We start from the raw sequence: 16,509 nt of genomic DNA on the forward strand, positions 1-16,509 counted from the left end.
CATGCAGCACGGCAAACACACCGCATGGACGACGGCGCTCGTGATCGCAGCGAGCGTGCTCGGCGCCTCGCGCGCGTCGGCCCAGACCGCGCCCGACATCCGCAACATCCGGCCGATGGTGATGCTGCTCGTCGATACCTCGGGCTCGATGGAGTACGAGACGAGCGCGCCCTCGGGGACGCTGCCCGCGTGCTCCGGCACCGCGACCGGCACCAACGAGCGCAGCCGCTGGACCACGGTGCTCGAGGCGCTCACCGGCAGCTTCCAGGGCTTCTACTGCTCGCCCCAGCCGCGCACCGCGTACACCGGCGCGCCCGACCAGTACTACGCGCTGCCCTTCCACCAGCCGCGCTACGCGACGCAGATCCAGAACGGCGTGCTCGATGCGTACGTCGATCGCGCGAAGTTCGGTCTGATGACGTTCGACACGTACTTCGGCCTCACCACCGTGCACGAGGTGATGGTCGGCCAGTCGGTCTTCAACGCGCGGATCGGCGAGAACTCGAGCACGCCGGGCGACTTCTCGTACGGCGAAGCGCGCGCGCTGACGTTCCCCGGCTGCACCGATCGCTTCATGGTCGACGGTGGCGCGCGCAACCCGAGCGCGTCGTACGGCGCGCTCGTCTCGGTGGGCACCGACGCCGACAGCGCGTCCGTGATCAACCAGACGATCCAGTCGCAGCTGCTCTCGATCCGCCCCTACGGCGGCACGCCCACCGCGGCGATGCTGACCGACCTGCAGTACTACCTCGACCACCACCCCGACGTGGCCCCGGTGGTCGGCGCGACCGGCGATCCCTACGCCGGGTGCCGCGAGCGCTACGCGATCCTGCTCACCGACGGACAGCCCAACGATCCCTACCGCGCGATGGGCTGCGACACCGCGGGCCACGAGTGCCCGTACCCGATCGCCGAGAACGCCGCCGCGACGCTCTGCGAGTGGGACGGCAGCGAGTGCACCGGCGACATCGACGGCGTCTTCGTCATCGGCTTCAACGTCGACGACGCGATCGCGCAGCAGGACCTCCACGACATCGCGCGCCTCGGTGGCACCGAAGAGGCGTACATCGTCGGCAGCGGCGCGGTCGACGGGTCGGGGCGCACGCCCGAGGAGAGGCTGCGCGAGGCGCTCGGCGCGGCGCTCGATCGCGCGGCGCCCGGCACCACGACGCGCACCTCGCCGTCGTTCGGCACGAGCGCGAGCGGCACCACGTCGGGCAGCACCGGGCAGGAGGCGCAGTTCCAGTTCACGTCGGGCTTCCGCGTCCCGACCACCGCGGGGCAGCCGTGGAGCGGCGTGCTCGATCGCACCCGCATCGTGTGCGGCGACGACAACCAGCCGCGCGCGCAGACGCTCGATCCGTCGCAGGACAGCTTCCACACGATCCTCAACAGCCGGAACCTGTCGACCTCGCCGCGGCGCCTGCTCACCGTCGCGACGCCGACCGCGGCGCAGATGACCGGCGTCATCCTCGGCGACGGCGACTCGCTCGCGCCCCTCGGCAGCGGCGGTGGCGGCGGTGGTGGCGGCGGTGGAGGCGGCGGTGGCGGTGGAGGCGGCGGTGGCGGCGGCGGCGGCGGCGGCGGCGGCACGCCTCCGCGTCCCACGTTCATCGACGGTCAGGCGCTCACGACGTTCGACACCACGAACCCCGCGCTCACGCCGCAGCACTTCGGCCTGAGCGGCGGGAGCACCTCGACGCTCACCGCGCAGCGCGACGCGATCATCCACTGGGTGCACGGCCGCCCCGGCACCGCGCGCGACGGCAATCGCTTCGGCGACATCTACCACTCGACGCCGGTCGTGGTGGGCCCGCCGCGCTCCGATCTCGCCGACGAGTCGTACAACCTCTTCCGCCGCCGCGCCGACGTCGCGGCCCGCCCGACCGTCGTCTACGTCGGCACCAACGACGGCGTGCTCCACGCGTTCGCGGCCGAGCAGATCCGGGTCGACGTGTCCGGCGGCGGCAGCCGCACCATCGCCGCCGGCGAAGAGATCTGGGGCTTCGTCCCGCCCGCGGTCGTGCCGCGCCTCTCGGCCGCGACCGCCTCGCACCAGGTGCTGCTCGACGGCGTGCCGGTCGTCCGCGACGTCTTCTACATGCGCACGCCCGGTCAGCTCCCGACCGACGATCCCACGAGCCCCGCGGCGTACCGCACCGTGCTCGTCATGGGCCTGCGCGGCGGCGGCAACAGCTACTTCGCGCTCGACGTCACGAACCCGCTCCAGCCCACGTTCCTCTGGCAGTTCACCGACCAGTACATGGGCGGCACCTACGCGCGCCCGGCGATCGGTCAGGTGCTCGTCGAGGTCGGCGGCGTGCTGCAGGAGCGCGCGGTCGCGCTGCTGCCCGGCGGTCGCGGCGATCTCGATCTCGACGCGGTGCGCACCACTGGTCCGGTCGGCTGCCCCGCGCAGGGCGTCGGCCAGCCGCCGGTCACCCAGGGCACCCTCAACGCGCGCTCGCGCCAGAAGTGCTGGGGCCGCATCGGGCGCAACCTGCACTGGGTCGACGTCGTCACCGGCGAGACGCTCTTCTCGTTCGACTACCGCACGTTCAACGCGCCGATCACCGGCGGCATCTCGCTCTTCACCGGCGACACCGGCACCATCGCGACGCGCGCGTTCCTCACCGACGACGACGGCGTGATGTGGCGGATCGACTTCTCGAGCCGTCGCACCAGCGAGTGGAGGGCCACGCCGTTCCACGACATCTTCTGGGACGGCGGCGCGACGACCGGCCAGCCCGCGTACGAGCCGCCGGTGATCACCACCGACGCGCAGGGCAACGTCGTCGTGATCCAGGCGACGGGCGACATCGATCAGCTCGACACGACCGCGTTCAACCGCGTCGTCTCGCTGACCGAGCACATCGACTACTCGACCAACAGCACGACGACCTCGCTCAACTGGGAGATCCGACTGCGCCAGGGCGAGCAGGTGACGGGCCCGCTCGACCTCTACGACGGAGTCGTCTACTTCGGCTCGTTCGAGTCGAGCTCGGGTAGCGACGCGTGCCAGTACGGCCAGAGCCGCATCTGGGGCGTCGAGTACCTGCGCGGCGGCGGCACGCCGCCCACCGGCTACACCGCGGTCGTGACCGATCGCTTCCCGCTGCAGCGCATCCCCGTCGCCGAGGGCAGCCCCGAGGTCGCGCACTTCATCGGGCCCTACCTCAACCAGATCGTGATGGGCGTGCAGGTGCAGCAGCAGATCACGTGCTCGACGGGCGAGGACGTGTTCGACCCGTACGTCGGCGCTCGCTATCGCGTGACCAGCTCGAACCCCGGTGAGTTCCGGCTGACGGCGCAGATCAGCGGCGGCAGCGGCGCGCCCGGGGCGGGCTCGTCGTCGGTGCGCACGTTCTCGCAGGGGCTGCCCGCGCCCGCCGCGTACACCCGCGTGTACTCGTGGGCGGCGCAGGCCGATCAGTGATCTGCTGAAGAGACGACGCGCGCTCGTCCTCGGAAACTCTCCGGCTCTCGTCGCTGCGTATACTCGCGGTCGTGCACGTGACGAGAGCGGCGCTCGGGATCGTGATCGGGCTCGTGGTGATCGGGTGCGGTGACGAGCCCGATGCGCCGGTGGTCTCCGAGGAGGTCGCGCCCGCGCCGGTGGTGCCGCGTCCCGAGCCGCGCCCCGCGCCCGAGCCGATCTACGGAGCGGACGGGGAGCTGCTCGAGTCGGACGAGGTCGTCGCGGGGCTGCGGCTGCCGCGCGGGCTCCGGCCGCTGAGCTCGCGCGAGCGACGCCACGTGTACGGCAGCGACGTGCCGCTCGCGAAGGTGCAGCGCTACTTCGGGCCGCGGCTCGTGACCGGTCAGGTCGACGCGCGCCCGAGCGGCCGCGCGACCTACGTCGACGCGGTGCCGCGCGACGTGCGCGGCGGCGAGGTGCGCCTCGACGTGACGATCGAGCCGGCGTCGGGCATGGCGACGCGGGTGGAGATCGTCGAGCGCGCGCCCGCGCCGCTCAGCGCGCCGCCCGAAGAAGAGACGCTGCGCGAGGCCCGTGAGGCCTGGCGACAGGCGGACTGAATCCACCTCGCGCAGGTCGCGCGCGGGCTCGCGCGGGGCCCCGCACCTCCGCGCGCCGGTGGGCGGACGAGCGCGCGCGCGTCGCGCGACGTGCTCGCGCCGGGCGCTGCACCTCCGCGCGCCGATGGACGGACCAGCGTGCGCTCGTCGCCCGACCACCACGCGCTGGTGGAGCGACGAGCGGGTCGGTGGTCTGCAGACCACCGCGCGGTGGTCCGTCGACCACCGCGATGCCCAACGATGGTGAGGGCTTGTGCGAAGGCCCGAATTGGCCGAGGAATCGCGTGGTCTGGGGAGGCGATCATGGCGACGAAGAAGAGCTCGAAGAAGAAGTCGGCGAAGAAGACTGCCAAGTCGGCGAAGAAGTCGGTGAAGCGCACGCGATCGCGCGCGGAGACGCCGCTGATGACCGCCGAAGAGCGACGGAAGCTCGTGAAGGCGCACGACGGCTACGACGATCTCATCGAGGAGGTCGTGCGGAAGTGGTCGAACGACACCGCGCTCAAGGTCCCGGGGCTCTCGCCGGCGAAGCTCACGAAGCTCCTGCGAGACGCCGAGCGCGCGAAGAAGAAGGAAGCCGAGCTCCGCGCGGCGCTCGAGCGCAAGCTCGGCGCGTCGTACGACGCGAGGCTGCGCGCCGAGCACGACGCGTGGCGCGCGGTGCTCGACGTGAACGCGGCGGTGAAGCTCTTCGCGCGGCGCGACGGCGCGCTCGCCGAGCGCTTCGCGTTCCTCAGCGATGCGCTGACCGCGAAGTCCGCGCCCGAGCAGCCCAAGGAGGAGTGATCAGCGCGTCTCGGGCGGCAGCGCGTCGCTCGCGTCGCGATCGATCGGCGCGGGCGCGCGCTCGCGCGCGAAGCGCGAGGCGAAGCGGGCGATGCGGCGCGACTGCGGAGCGTCGAAGAACGGCGGAACGTCGCCGCGCTCGTAGCTCATGATGTTGCCGGGCGTGCTCGAGTGCGGGTTGCCGAAGTAGTGCCCGAGCTCGTGCGCGAGCACGGTCGGCCCCGAGATCGCGGAGACGATCACGAAGTGCGCGCCCGGTCGTCCCGCCGGGCGCCAGTGCACGCCGCGGCGCATCTGCGACGGGTCGTCGACGTCGCGCAGCGAGCGCACGACGAACCAGTCGATGCGCGAAGGATCGAGGCGCGCGCCGAGCGCATGACGATCGGCGCGCGTCTCGAGCCGGGCGTGCGCGTCGGGCAGCGTCGCGCGCGAGTCGACGACGAATCCGACGCCGTGGGGCGCGAAGATCTCGTTCGCGCTCGCGACCTGCGCCGAGAGCCAGGCGTCGTCGGTGATCGGCGCGCTGCTCCCGTCGGCGTCGCGCGCGATCTGGACGCGCAGCGGGAACACGCGGAGCGCGGGCTGGGCGTGGGTGACGAGCGCGGAGAGCGAGAGCGCGACGAGGCTCGCGAGGAGCGCGGTACGGCCGAGCACGGGCGCACTCTGCCACGGCCGGCATACTCGCGGCATGCGTGCGTCGCTCGCGATCGCGATGGGGCTCGTGGTGGGCTGTGGCGGACCCGCGGTGCCGAGCGCGAGCACGCCGGTGGCGTCGATCGCGCGGGTCGCGGACGAGGCGCCACCCGCGACGCGCGAGGAGCCGCCGGCGCCGGGCGCGCAGCTGGCCGGAGGGCGGCTCGGGCTGGCGCTCGACGGGATCGCGCCCGGCGCGTGGACGCTCGCGGGGCGCTTCGGGGTGAGCCCGGGCGGGCCCGACGCGGCGAGCGATCACGTGGTGACGCGCACGACCGACGCGGGCACGTACTCGCTGCACGTGATCGCGTGGGACTCGCTGCGTCCGTCGACGCTCGGGGTCGAGAGCGCGCTGCGCGGCGCGCGGGCGATCGAGTCGGGCGATCCCGACCTCGAGATCGCGGCGGTGCTCGATCGGCGACGCATGCGCGATCGCTCCGAGGGACCTGAGCGCGCGCTCTACGACGAGCACCGCGCCGAGGTGATGGCGCAGCTGGTGGTCGCGGTGCGCGAGGGCACGATGGTGAACGTCGCGCTCGCGTGCGAAGAGAGCGCGGCGTGCGCGGCCGACGATCACCCGCGCATCGCGCACGAGATCGCGGGCGCGCTGCGGCGAGGACCGCGGCTGTCGCGCGAGAGCACGTGGACGCTGCGGCTGCCCGACGGAGCGAGCACCGATCGCGTGGTGCGAGTGGCGCTGCCGCGATCGATCGTCGCGCTGCCGCCGCGCCCCGCGCCATACGAGCCGGAGGTCGTGACGCGGCTGGTCTCGCTCGACACCGGTGCGTTGGTGCTCGAGCTGGCGATGCGCGTCGACGCGGACGAGGACGAGGTGTGGACGCTCGATCCCGGATCGCGCGACGTGGGGGAGGGCGAGCCGCGCGAAGCGAGGGTGCCCTGCGAGCCGTTCGTGTGCATGGCGTACTTCGCCGACGAGTCGGTGCGCGATGCGCTGATCAACGCGATCGCACGTGCGACCACCGAGCCCGCGCCGGCGATCGAGGAGCGGCACGCGCTCGCGGGAGGACGGCTGGTGGTGCGGCTCGCGAGCGGGCGCATCGACGACGCGTGGCACGTGAACGAGGCCGGCAATGGGCCCGACGATCACCACGATCACCACCTGCGCTTCGGTACCGCCGAGGGCGAGGAGGTGCTGCTGCACCTCGACGTCGCCGACACGCTGCGTCCCGGCGAGGATCCAGTCGCCGCGGCGCGCGAGGCGGGGTGGCATCCGACCGATGCGCGTCTCGAGCCGCTCGAGGCGAGCGATCCCGCGCTGGAGATCGCGCGGGTGGTGCCGAGCCAGGGGTTCGCGCGCGACGGGGATCGCTGGATCGCGGGCGTGCTGGTGATCGGCGAGCGCGAGGGCACGGCGCTGGTCGTCGAGCTCTACTGCGTGCGCGACGAGCGGTGCGTCGCCGAGGACGACGCGGCGCTGCGCGAGCTCGCGCGGCGCTTCGAGCGCGGTGCGCCGATCGCGACTGCGCGCACGCTCGAGGTGTCGATGGCGGAGCGCGAGATCGCGATCACGCTGCCCGAGGGCTACGTGCTCGACCGATGGGACGACCCGTTCCACGGCGGCTGGAGCGTGACCGCGACGCACGTGCGTGCGCCGTTCGCGCAGCTGACGTTCGAGGACTCCGGCGCGTCGGAGGGCGCGTCGGTGGAGAACGTGGGGCCGCGACTGCGCGGGCGCGCGACGCTGCGGCTCGGCGAGGAACGGCTCGCGCTGATCGAGCGTCGCGGGAGAGACGGCACGGTGTGGACTGCGGACCTCGGGTGCCGCGAGGGCGCGTGCATGGTGATGATCACGACCGAGGATCGCGCCGAGCGGGAGCGGCTGATCGCGGCGATGGCAGGGGCGGCGGTGACGCGGAGGCCGCCGTGTCTGCGCGGCTACGTCGACGACGAGAGCGCGCTCAACGTGCGCGCGTCGCCGGGCGCGCAGGCGCCGGTGACGGGGACGGTGGAGGTCGGTGGCGAGGTGACGATCGCGGAGACGCGCGGGCGGTGGTCGCGGATCACGGCGCCGATCGCGGGATGGGTGTGGGATCGCGCGATCGTGCGGACGTGCGAGTGATCGCGAGCGACGGAACGGCCGTGCACGAGCACGTGGCACGTGCACGTGGACGATTCACGACGCGGCGTCGTGAGGGGGCGGCGCCGCGCTCCGCATCTGTCGAGGACGCAGGAGATCCGGCGCGCGGGCTCGCTCAGTCGCGCGGGCGCCGGCTCGCCAGAAGGCTCGCGGACCCGTCGCCCTCGGGCGCGAAGCTGTGGAACCGTCGAAGATCGGCCGGGTCCTGGACGAGCAGTCGGCCGCACTCTTCGCACTGGTAGGCGTGGCGCGTCAGCTCCGTGCGCAGGGCTCCGAGGAGGTCGGAGACGACATCCTCCGCGCTCGGATGGAGCGGGTAGCCGGGGCCCATGGTCCCGCGGATCCACTCCTCGCGGGTGCCCGCGACCGTCGCCGCGACGAGCGCCCGGAGCGTGCGGTGCAGCTCACCCCAGAGCGGCTCCCAGTCCTGGTGGGGAATGATGTCGGCTCGGTAAGGGAGGTCGTCGGTCTGATCGACGATGATGGCCCCGCACGGACAAACGAGCTTCACGAGATCGACTCCTGGCTCCGATCAGAGCGGCGCGACGAACCCCGTCACCCACACGCGCAGTGAGCTGCGCCCGGAGCGCGCTCGATCAGAGCTCGACGACCTCGATGCGGCGGTTCTGCGCGCGGCCTTCCTCGGTGTCGTTCGGCGCGACCGGCTCGGCGTCGCCGACGCCGATGGCCTCGACGCGCCCCGCGTCGATGCCGTGCTGCACGAGGTAGTCGCGGACCGCCTGGGCGCGCTGCTCGGAGAGCCGGAGGTTGCGGCGCGGGTCGCCGAGGTTGTCGGTGTGCCCCGAGATCCGCAGCCGCGCGCTCGGCCGGTGCACCAGGTACTCGACGACGCGATCGAGGCGCGGGAACGAGTCGGGGGTGATCGTCGCGCTGTTGCTCTCGAAGAGGACGTCTTCGAGGACGAGCCGCTCCTGCTCGGGCGCCGCCGCGGTCGTGGTCGATGCGGCGGCCGGCGCCGTGCGGCGGTGCCGGCGGTAGCGCAGGGTGAGGCGGATGTCCTGGCGCGGGCCGGTCGGGACCTCGACGCGCGCGCTCGTGGTCCGGCGGCCGAGGCTCAGGTACTCGAGCTCGTAGCGCTGGCCGGTCGGGACGAGCACCTCGGCGTATCCGGCGGAGTCGGTCTCTCCGGTGTAGAACGCGCGCCCGTCGGCGCCGGTCAGCTTGACGACGATCCCGGGGATCGGGCCGACGTCGGGATCGACGACGAAGAGGCGCATCGCGGCCTCGGTGGCGGTCGCGGTGATCTGCGAGGGGTGATCGCCGCGCGCCTGCCCCGCGTCGTCGGAGCTCGAGAGCTGGAACTCGTCGCTCGCGGGGCGCTCGGAGCCCGAGCTGCTCGAGGACGATTCGGAGCTGGTCGACCCGCCCGATCCGCCGCAGCCGATCAGGAGGAGCACGACGAGCGGGAGCGGAGCGCGACGAAGCGACATGGGGCGCGAGGCTACCACGCGCCCATCGCGCGGCGCGCTATCCGCCCCGGGCTCGGAGCACGCGCTCGAGATCCGAGCGCGCGGGTCCCGTCTCCGCCGCGTGCGCCTTGCGCAGGAGCGCGCCGACGTCGGGATGATCGGCGCGCACCAGGAGATCGCGCGCGATGTCCTTCTCGTGGCGCTCTCCGTGGCGCACGACGTCGATGAGGAGCTCCGCGGCCTCGATGCTCGGGATCTTGCCGATCGACGCCAGCGCAGCGCGCCGCGTCTCGACGTCCTGCGCGTCGCGGTAGATGCGCGAGAGCGGATCGAACGCGTGCCCGAAGTGCAGGCTCTGCACCGCGGCGAGCGCCTCGCGGCGCACGCTCGCGTCCTCGTCGGCGAGGCCCTTGATGATCGACACGAACGAGCGCTTGAAGAAGAGCTGACGCACCGCGCGCATCACCGCGGCGCGCACCCGCGCGTCCTCGTGCACCAGCATCTTCTCGAGCGGCGCGAGCGCGGCGTAGATCTCGACGCGCCCGAGGTGGCTCGCGAGCACCGAGAGCGTCTGCGGGCGCAGCGCGGCGGCGCCGGAGTCGGGCGAGCCGAGCTGCGCGAGACGACACAAGAGCGCGCGCCGCCGCGTGAAGTCGGGCCACTTGTCGTCCTGCACCACCTCCGCCATCGTCTCGGCGGGATCTCCGGCCTGCTCCCACTCGATCACGTCGAGCCGCCAGATCTCGGGGTACGCGGTGTCCATCCGCAGGTAGTCGGGGAACGACGGCATCGGCGTCTCGTCGTCCGCCATGCCCTTGAGGCGCTGCGCGAGGCGCGCGTAGCGCGCGCGGCGCTTGTCGGAGAGCGGGAGCGCCGCGAGCTTCGAGTAGATCTCGCGCACGCGCGAGTAGAGGCCGAGCTCGTTGTACGCGTCGATCGCGGCGGCGTAGCTGTTCTCGGCGAGCTCCGCGGAGGCGCCGCTCTCGATCGCGCGCTCCGCCGCCATCATGTGGGTCTCGCCGCCCTTGGCGCGATAGAAGCGCGCGTAGGGCATGCTCTGTCGGCGCGCGAACTCCGCCGCCTCGCGATAGAGCGTCGCCGCCGCGTGGAGCTCGCGGCGCTGGAGCGCGAGCTGCTGGAAGTCCTCGTAGTACTGCAGGACGTAGTACTTGAGGCCGTCCTCGCGCAGGATGCGCACGCAGTTGAGGTAGCCCTCGGCGAGGTTCTCGAAGCTGCCCTCGCGCCCGATCGTGAGCAGCACGCCGTAGCAGTCGAACGCGCGCTCGCGCAGGCCCTGGCGCTCGAAGCCGTCGGCCGCGGCGGTGAGCAGGTGCATCGCGGCGACTTGCTGGCGACGCGCGGGATCGTGGTCGCCGAGGCGCGCGCAAGCACGCCCGAGGTTGAAGCGGACGAGGCCCTGCGTGTACGGGTCGTCGCGCAGGCGCGTGTCGTCGGCCAGGCGCTCCCAGAGGACGCGCGCGCCGCGATCGTTCTTCGCGAGCTCGAGCTGGATCGCGGCGTGACCGAGCCAGCCCGCGGACTCGAACCAGCGCGCGGCCTGCGCGTGGTCGCGCGCGGTGACGGCGCAGCGCGCGAGGTCGAGCGGGACGCTCTGTGCGAGCGCGGTCGCGCGCGCGAGGTCGCCGAGGAAGAGCCAGGCCGCGCCCGCCGCGCGCTTGCGGCCGAGCTGCTCGTAGCAGCTCGCCATCGTGCGCAGGTAGGTGCGGAACTCGTCGTCGATCACGTGCGAGCGATCGACGAGGAGCCAGAGCTTGCCGAGCGCGTCCTCCCAGCGACCGGCGCGCACGAGCTCGTTCGCGTCGCGCTCGACCTGGCGCTTGTCGATGCCGCCGACGCCCATCGATCAGGCGCCTCCCCCGCGCAGGTACGCGTCGAGCTCGGCCTCCGCCTTCGCGAGATCGTCCTTCGCCTGCTTGGCCCCCGACTCGGAAGGCGCGGAGGGCATCAGCGACTTGCGGCCTGGCGGCATGCTGGTGCGCGCCTCGCCCGCGGCGTCGTCGATGATCGCGAGCGCGCGATCGGCGCGCGCCTCGCGCTGGGTGAGCGCGGCCTCGTCGACGACCTGCACGGTGTGCAGGCGCGGTAGGTACTCGAGGTCGAGCTTGCCGGTCGAGGGGAGCATGAAGATGCCGTAGAGCATCGCGACGTCGCGCAGCCGCTCGATCGTCTCGATCGGGACGTGACACTCGGCGTGCGTGAGGAGGTAGAGGATCGGCGTCTTCTTCTCGCGCTTGGCGACGCGCGCGAGATCGTTCGCGAGCAGCGCGAAGACCTTCGCGTAGTTGCGGCCGTGCTCGCCCTTGAAGCTGAGGACGTAGGGCACGTCGACGCCCGCTTCGTTGCGCCTCTTCGCACGAGCGTGCTGTACCTCGTAGAGGCGCGAGTCGAAGAAGCGGAAGTAGACGTCCTCGCCGCGCAGGAGGAGCTTCTTCACGAGCGTGAGCGCGAGCCCGCGCGCGAACACGGCGCGCTGGCCGCGCATCGACGCGGTGGCGTCGCACACGATGTAGTGGAGGCGGCGCTCCTCTTCGCGCTGCTTCTCGCGCGCGTAGTAGAAGACCTCGTTCTCGACGAAGCGCTGATCGAAGAGGTCCTCGTCGAACGCGAGCTCGCCGAGCATCAGCGAGTCGATGGTGCCGCGGCGCTCGAGGCCGGCGTAGCCGTCGACCGAGAACGTCTGCACGCCGGTCGCGCGTCGCGTCTCGAGCACGCTCGGGAGGAGATCGAGCGAGAAGTTCACGACGTCGTTCGCCTCGGGGCTGCCGAGCACGTCGAGGAGATCGAGCATGCCGAACGCGCTCGCGGCGCTCGCCTCGGCGCCCATCATCCCGAGCAGGCGCAGCGTGTCGAGGTCGATCTGCTCGAACGAGGTCACGAGGCGCAGCCGCTCGCGCGCGAGGTGCGAGAGGAACTGCACGTCGGGGTTGCGATCGGCGTTGGAGAAGAGGCCGTTCAGGCGCGGTCCGAGGTTCGTGTAGACCTCGGGATCGAGCGGGAGCGGCACGCCGATGGGGCGACGGCCGGGGCCGAGGTGTCGCTCGTAGATCGGGCCGAGCACGCGCAGGAGGATGACGGAGACGAGGTCGTCGCCGAGGCGCCAGGCGCGCGAGCGCTCGGCGACCTCGGTGTTGCCGAGCTCCTCGAGGGTCTCGATCCACGCCTCGTGGGCCTGGCGCACCGAGGGCGGGACCTGGATCGCGGTGAGCCCGGCGCGCGCGCCGATCGCGTCGGGCGCGCCGATGAGGAGCGTGCCGAGGTCGTGCACGACCCAGAACGGAACGGGCAAGCCCACCTTCGCGAGCGCGTTCCGCCAGTGGGCGGCGCGAAGGATCTGCATCGGATTCTCCACCTGTGCTGCGGACAGGAGGAGACCGCCGATCTCGCGCGACTGCTCACTGGAAAGCGGAATGGTCACTGGATCACGAACCGCTGACTCGGAGGAGAGAATTCACCGCAGAGGGCCGCGGAGGGCCACAGAGATCGGAGGAGAGATGTTTCTCCTCTGCGGCCCTCTGTGGCCCTCTGTGGTTGATTCCTCTCTTCACTGGCTGAACTTGCCGGACTGATAGACGTGCCCGAGGAGCTGATCGACTCGGGCGAGGGCGTCCTGCGAGGGCTTGGTGCCGATCGCCTGGAGCGCGGCTTTGATCTCCTGGAGCGCCTTGAGCTGCGAGAAGAGCTGGATGTCGCTCAGCGGGCGATCGCCGGTGAGCAGGTCGCGGATCCGATTGATCTCCGCGATCAGCGCGTCGACGCCGACGTCGGTCGCGCTCACGCGGCGCGCCTCGGGGTGCTCGCGGTACCACTGCTCGAGCACCGGGCCGACGATGCCGTCGAGGATCTCGCTCTGATCGAGGTTGTTCCAGATGTGCTTGAGCAAGAAGAAGTCGCTCGGGTCCGGCGTCGCGCGACCATCGAGCAGCGAGCTCGCGCAGAAGAGCTTGAGCATCTTCACCGCGCGGCGATCGCTCACGCTCACGCCCTCGGCGCGGATCTGGAAGATCAGGCCCTTGTACTGCGCGAGGAACTGCTCGGGGATGCGCCGCATGCGATCGCCGAACGAGAGATGCAGCGTGCGCAGATCGTTCGCCGAGAGCTGCGGCTGCAGCCGGTCGTACTCGCCGGTGATCTTCGCGGCTTCGTGGGCGAGGCCGCGCACCAGCAGATCCTGGAAGTGATAGCTGTCGAGGTTGTCGCTCTTCAGGCGGATGAGGAATCGATCGAACACCGCCATCAGGTCGTCGTCGTTCGGCACCTCGTTGCTCGCGCCGAACGCGCTCACGAGCGGCACCTTCACGACGCTCCCGCCGACCGTGTAGACGCGCTCGTTGAGCACGCTGAGCAGCGAGTTGAGGATCGCGCTGTTCGCCTTGAAGACCTCGTCGAGGAAGACGATCTCGCCGGTCGGCAGCATGCCCTCCATGCGCCGCTGGTAGCTGCCCGAGCGGAACGCCTGGATGTCGATCGGGCCGAAGATCTCGTTGGGCTCGGTGAAGCGCGTGAGCAGGTACTCGAAGTACCGCGCGTCGACGAGCTTCGCGAACATCCGCACGATCGCGCTCTTCGCGGTGCCCGGCGGGCCGACGAGCAGCATGTGCTCGCCCGCGACCGCGGCGACGAGCATCAGGCGCACCGTCTCGCTCTTGCCGAGGAACGTGGACTCGAGCGCGCGCGCGACGTTCGAGAGCCGCTGGACGACCTGGTTCTGGGGAAGGCTCACGGGCTCACCTCGATCCGGACGCCACGCGCGCGGCGCGCGCGGCGGCCATCGTTCCGCTCTGGGGGGCGTGGAGGATGGTGCGCGCGCGCGTCACGAGCGCGGCGACCTCGTCGATCTGGGCGCGCGGGATCGCGCGCCGGAGCTGCTCGGCGCGGCGCTGGAGCACGGCGCGATCACCGTCGTCGAGCGCGCGGATCTCGTCGATCGCGAGCGAGTCCTCGAGCCACGCGGGCAGCACCGCGGCGTAGCGCAGCGCGTGGGGATCGAGCGCGCTCGGGATGCGCGTCTCGACGCGCGCGTCGAGCGTCGAGGTCACGTGGATCTCGAAGAGCAGCTGGAGCGCCGGCGCGAGCAAGGACGGCGTCGCGGAGAGCATCTCGGGCGCGAAGAGCGCGGCGCCGAGCGCGCTCGCGCTCTGCCACTCGCCGCTCGCCGCGATCTGTCGCGCGATGCCGCCGCGCAGCGCGGGATCGGCGAGCACGCGAAGACCCGCGATGCCGAAGCGCAGTGGCGCGAACCGCGCCGGCATCGCGAGCTCGGTCACCGGTGAGCGCGCGACCGCGTCGCGGAGGCGCGGCGAGAGCCCGAGCCCCGCGAGCTCGTCGAGCTTCGCGAAGAGCGGGAGCACGTCGATGACGTTGTGCTCCTCGCGCACGAAGCGGAGGCGCGGCAGCGCGGTGACGTTCCCCGGCACCGGGCGCCCGAAGAAGCGATAGGTGTACGCCCAGTTGCGAACGACGGTGTCGCGGCGCTGGGTCGCGAAGAACGCGGTGAGCATCGCGTGTCGCGAGAGCGCCTCGCCGCGGGTGTCGGGCGGCTGGATGAGATCGAGCAGGCGATCGATCCAGTCGAGCACGACCTCGCGCGCGCCACGCGCGAAGAGGCGATCGAGCGACGGATCGGTGAGGAAGAGGAGATCGTGCAGCACCATCGCGAGCCCGACGAGATCACGCGAGGGCCAGGGGACCGTCTCGAGCGGCGCGATCTCGGAGCCGAGGCGATGGAGCTGATCGAAGATGCGCGACTCGGCCTCGGCGGAGGTCGAGCGCGTCTGCGCGAAGTAGTCGAGCGCGCCGGGCGCGACCGGCCGACCGAGCTCCGCCACGTCGCCGCTCATCAGCGGCGCGAGGAACTTCACGACGAGCGCGTCGTACGCGGCCTGGAGCTTGGCGACGTCCGTCACTCGCTCTTCTTCTCTCCGGCCTCGGTCTCGGCGCGGCCCGGGGCGCCCCACAGCGGGAACCGCGTCTCGGGGCCGTACTGCAGCATCGGGAGCGGCGGATCGACGCGATCGGGCGCCTCGGCGTGCACGACCTGGCCCGAGAGCTCGCGCAGCACGCGGCGCGAGACCGGTCCGAACGCCTCGTTCGCGATCACGTGCGGCGCCGGCGAGTCGGGCTCGAAGAAGACGTGGCCCGCGCCGCGATCGCGCACCAGCTCCTCGAGCACCGACGCGGCGATCGCGGGGACCAGCGTCATGCCCGCGGGCACGTAGATGCGGGTCGCGACCTCGCCGTAGAAGCGGCCGAGCGGGACGCCCTCGATGCCCGCGGGATCGAGCAGGTAGTACGCGCGCTCGGTGACCGCGATGCGCAGCGACTCGAGCGTGCGCTGCGGCAGCACGTAGAGCAGCTTCGCGAGCCACTCGCGCTGCGACGCGGGCACCACGGTCGCGACGACGTTGCGCCACGGCGCGTTCGTCGGCGCGAGCCGCAGATCGAGCGCCATCGGGCGCATGCCCTGATCGATCGCGGCGCCGCTCGCGACGTTCTGCGCGCTCTCCATCGTCAGCGTGGAGCGCACGAGCGAGCGCACCGGCACGAAGGGCGGCGTGGGATCGACGACCGTGACCTTCCCGTCGCCGCGGAAGAGCGTGAGCCCCGCGTTCGCGAAGAGGCTCTGGCAGCTCTCGAGCGCGATCGGGTGCTTGAAGCCGAGCTCCACGCCGAACGTCGCGCCGAGCGGCTCGAACACGTGCACGCCGGGCAGCGTGCGCAAGAGCGCGATCACGCGCGCCGGCGTCTCTTCGAGCTCGAGCACGTGCATGCGGACCGGCGCGTCGTCGAACGCGCTCTGGCTCGGCCACTCCGCGAGCGCGACGCGAGCCCGCACGCGCCACCGGAACAGGTACCCGATGAGCGCGTGCCCGACGCCGACCTCCGCGGTGCACCACAGTCGCGCGAGCGACGTCTTCTCGCCGGGCGGCGCGCGATGGGGCTCGAGCTTCAGCACGAGCTCGCGGAACGGGATCTCGCGCTCGAACGTGTAGACCTGACGGAAGGTGTCGGAGTAGACGATCGCGTCCGCGGGCTGATCGAAGAGCTCCGCGACGTCGTAGCCGAGCGGCGACGCGGCGTCGCGGTACTTCACGAAGTGGCGCGACGTGCCGGTGAACACCATGCCGCCCGCGAGACGCGCGATCGCGGCGACGCGATCCATCCGATACGACGACTCCGCGGCGAGCATCACGAGCAGCTCGCGCGTGCGGAGCGGTGTGATCACGCGGCGGATCGAGAGCGACGGAAGGATCTCGTCGATCGAGCCGTCGTCGCCGTACGCGCGGAAGAACGCGACGACACGATCGAGCGACGGGAAGAGGAGCGCGCCCTTCTGACCCAGCACGACGCCGCGCGTGTCGGGCGCGACGCCGGGGGTGCGGAAGCGTGTCTGGTGGAGCGCGGCGCGCTCGAGGTAGGCAGACATTCTCGTTGGTTCGAGCCCGA

At 72.0% G+C, this 16,509-nt stretch carries 12 protein-coding genes; 4 read left to right on the plus strand and 8 right to left on the minus strand.

The window, feature by feature from the left end:
* Position 1 precedes the first annotated feature (1 nt).
* The 3 genes from DB32_RS48990 (at position 2) to DB32_RS02020 (ending at position 4,824) form a co-directional block, all read left to right on the plus strand.
* On the plus strand, positions 2-3,436 hold the full coding sequence (locus DB32_RS48990; protein ID WP_157068609.1) for a pilus assembly protein: 3,435 nt from the start codon (positions 2-4) through the stop codon (positions 3,434-3,436).
* A gap of 71 nt (positions 3,437-3,507) precedes the next feature.
* Positions 3,508-4,038: a hypothetical protein gene (locus DB32_RS02015; protein ID WP_053230721.1), complete on the plus strand. Its 531-nt coding sequence runs from the start codon at positions 3,508-3,510 to the stop codon at positions 4,036-4,038.
* Between the two features lie 303 nt (positions 4,039-4,341).
* On the plus strand, positions 4,342-4,824 hold the full coding sequence (locus tag DB32_RS02020; protein WP_053230722.1) for a hypothetical protein: 483 nt from the start codon (positions 4,342-4,344) through the stop codon (positions 4,822-4,824).
* On the opposite strand, the gene DB32_RS02025 is transcribed toward DB32_RS02020, so the two are convergent.
* Entirely contained in the window at positions 4,825-5,478 is a 654-nt protein-coding gene (locus DB32_RS02025; protein ID WP_157068610.1) for a hypothetical protein, read from the minus strand.
* Between the two features lie 34 nt (positions 5,479-5,512).
* Here DB32_RS02025 and DB32_RS02030 point away from each other — a divergent pair, with 34 nt between their 5' ends.
* On the plus strand, positions 5,513-7,597 hold the full coding sequence (locus tag DB32_RS02030; protein ID WP_053230724.1) for an SH3 domain-containing protein: 2,085 nt from the start codon (positions 5,513-5,515) through the stop codon (positions 7,595-7,597).
* 133 nt (positions 7,598-7,730) lie between these two features.
* Here DB32_RS02030 and DB32_RS02035 read toward each other — a convergent pair whose 3' ends face one another.
* The 7 genes from DB32_RS02035 to DB32_RS02065 form a co-directional block, all read right to left on the minus strand.
* Positions 7,731-8,126, minus strand: coding sequence for a hypothetical protein (locus DB32_RS02035; protein WP_053230725.1), 396 nt, complete (start codon positions 8,124-8,126; stop codon positions 7,731-7,733).
* Positions 8,127-8,211: 85 nt separating this feature from the next.
* Positions 8,212-9,066 (minus strand): OmpA family protein, encoded by an 855-nt coding sequence (locus DB32_RS02040; protein ID WP_053230726.1) that lies wholly within the window; start codon positions 9,064-9,066, stop codon positions 8,212-8,214.
* 37 nt (positions 9,067-9,103) lie between these two features.
* On the minus strand, positions 9,104-10,906 hold the full coding sequence (locus tag DB32_RS02045) for a HEAT repeat domain-containing protein (RefSeq protein ID WP_053230727.1): 1,803 nt from the start codon (positions 10,904-10,906) through the stop codon (positions 9,104-9,106).
* 3 nt (positions 10,907-10,909) lie between these two features.
* Positions 10,910-12,403, minus strand: coding sequence for a vWA domain-containing protein (locus tag DB32_RS02050; RefSeq protein ID WP_157068611.1), 1,494 nt, complete (start codon positions 12,401-12,403; stop codon positions 10,910-10,912).
* Positions 12,404-12,607: 204 nt separating this feature from the next.
* The gene (locus DB32_RS02055) at positions 12,608-13,786 is read right to left on the minus strand and encodes an AAA family ATPase (protein ID WP_053230729.1); all 1,179 of its coding nucleotides are present in this window, start codon (positions 13,784-13,786) and stop codon (positions 12,608-12,610) included.
* Between the two features lie 4 nt (positions 13,787-13,790).
* Entirely contained in the window at positions 13,791-14,969 is a 1,179-nt protein-coding gene (locus tag DB32_RS02060) for a hypothetical protein (protein WP_053230730.1), read from the minus strand.
* On the minus strand, positions 14,966-16,489 hold the full coding sequence (locus DB32_RS02065) for a hypothetical protein (RefSeq protein WP_053230731.1): 1,524 nt from the start codon (positions 16,487-16,489) through the stop codon (positions 14,966-14,968). The genes DB32_RS02060 and DB32_RS02065 overlap by 4 nt, the downstream gene beginning before the upstream one ends.
* Between the last annotated feature and the right edge of the window lie 20 nt (positions 16,490-16,509).

The organism is Sandaracinus amylolyticus (assembly GCF_000737325.1).
In the GTDB taxonomy this organism is placed as follows: domain Bacteria; phylum Myxococcota_A; class Polyangia; order Polyangiales; family Sandaracinaceae; genus Sandaracinus; species Sandaracinus amylolyticus.

Coding starts and splice junctions, on each gene's coding strand:
- DB32_RS02050 (WP_157068611.1), bottom strand. CDS start 12,403: ATGCAGATCCTTCGCGCCGCCCACTGGCGGAACGCGCTCGCGAAGGTG.
- DB32_RS02030 (WP_053230724.1), top strand. CDS start 5,513: ATGCGTGCGTCGCTCGCGATCGCGATGGGGCTCGTGGTGGGCTGTGGC.
- DB32_RS02045 (WP_053230727.1), bottom strand. CDS start 10,906: ATGGGCGTCGGCGGCATCGACAAGCGCCAGGTCGAGCGCGACGCGAAC.
- DB32_RS02020 (WP_053230722.1), top strand. CDS start 4,342: ATGGCGACGAAGAAGAGCTCGAAGAAGAAGTCGGCGAAGAAGACTGCC.
- DB32_RS48990 (WP_157068609.1), top strand. CDS start 2: ATGCAGCACGGCAAACACACCGCATGGACGACGGCGCTCGTGATCGCA.
- DB32_RS02065 (WP_053230731.1), bottom strand. CDS start 16,489: ATGTCTGCCTACCTCGAGCGCGCCGCGCTCCACCAGACACGCTTCCGC.
- DB32_RS02040 (WP_053230726.1), bottom strand. CDS start 9,066: ATGTCGCTTCGTCGCGCTCCGCTCCCGCTCGTCGTGCTCCTCCTGATC.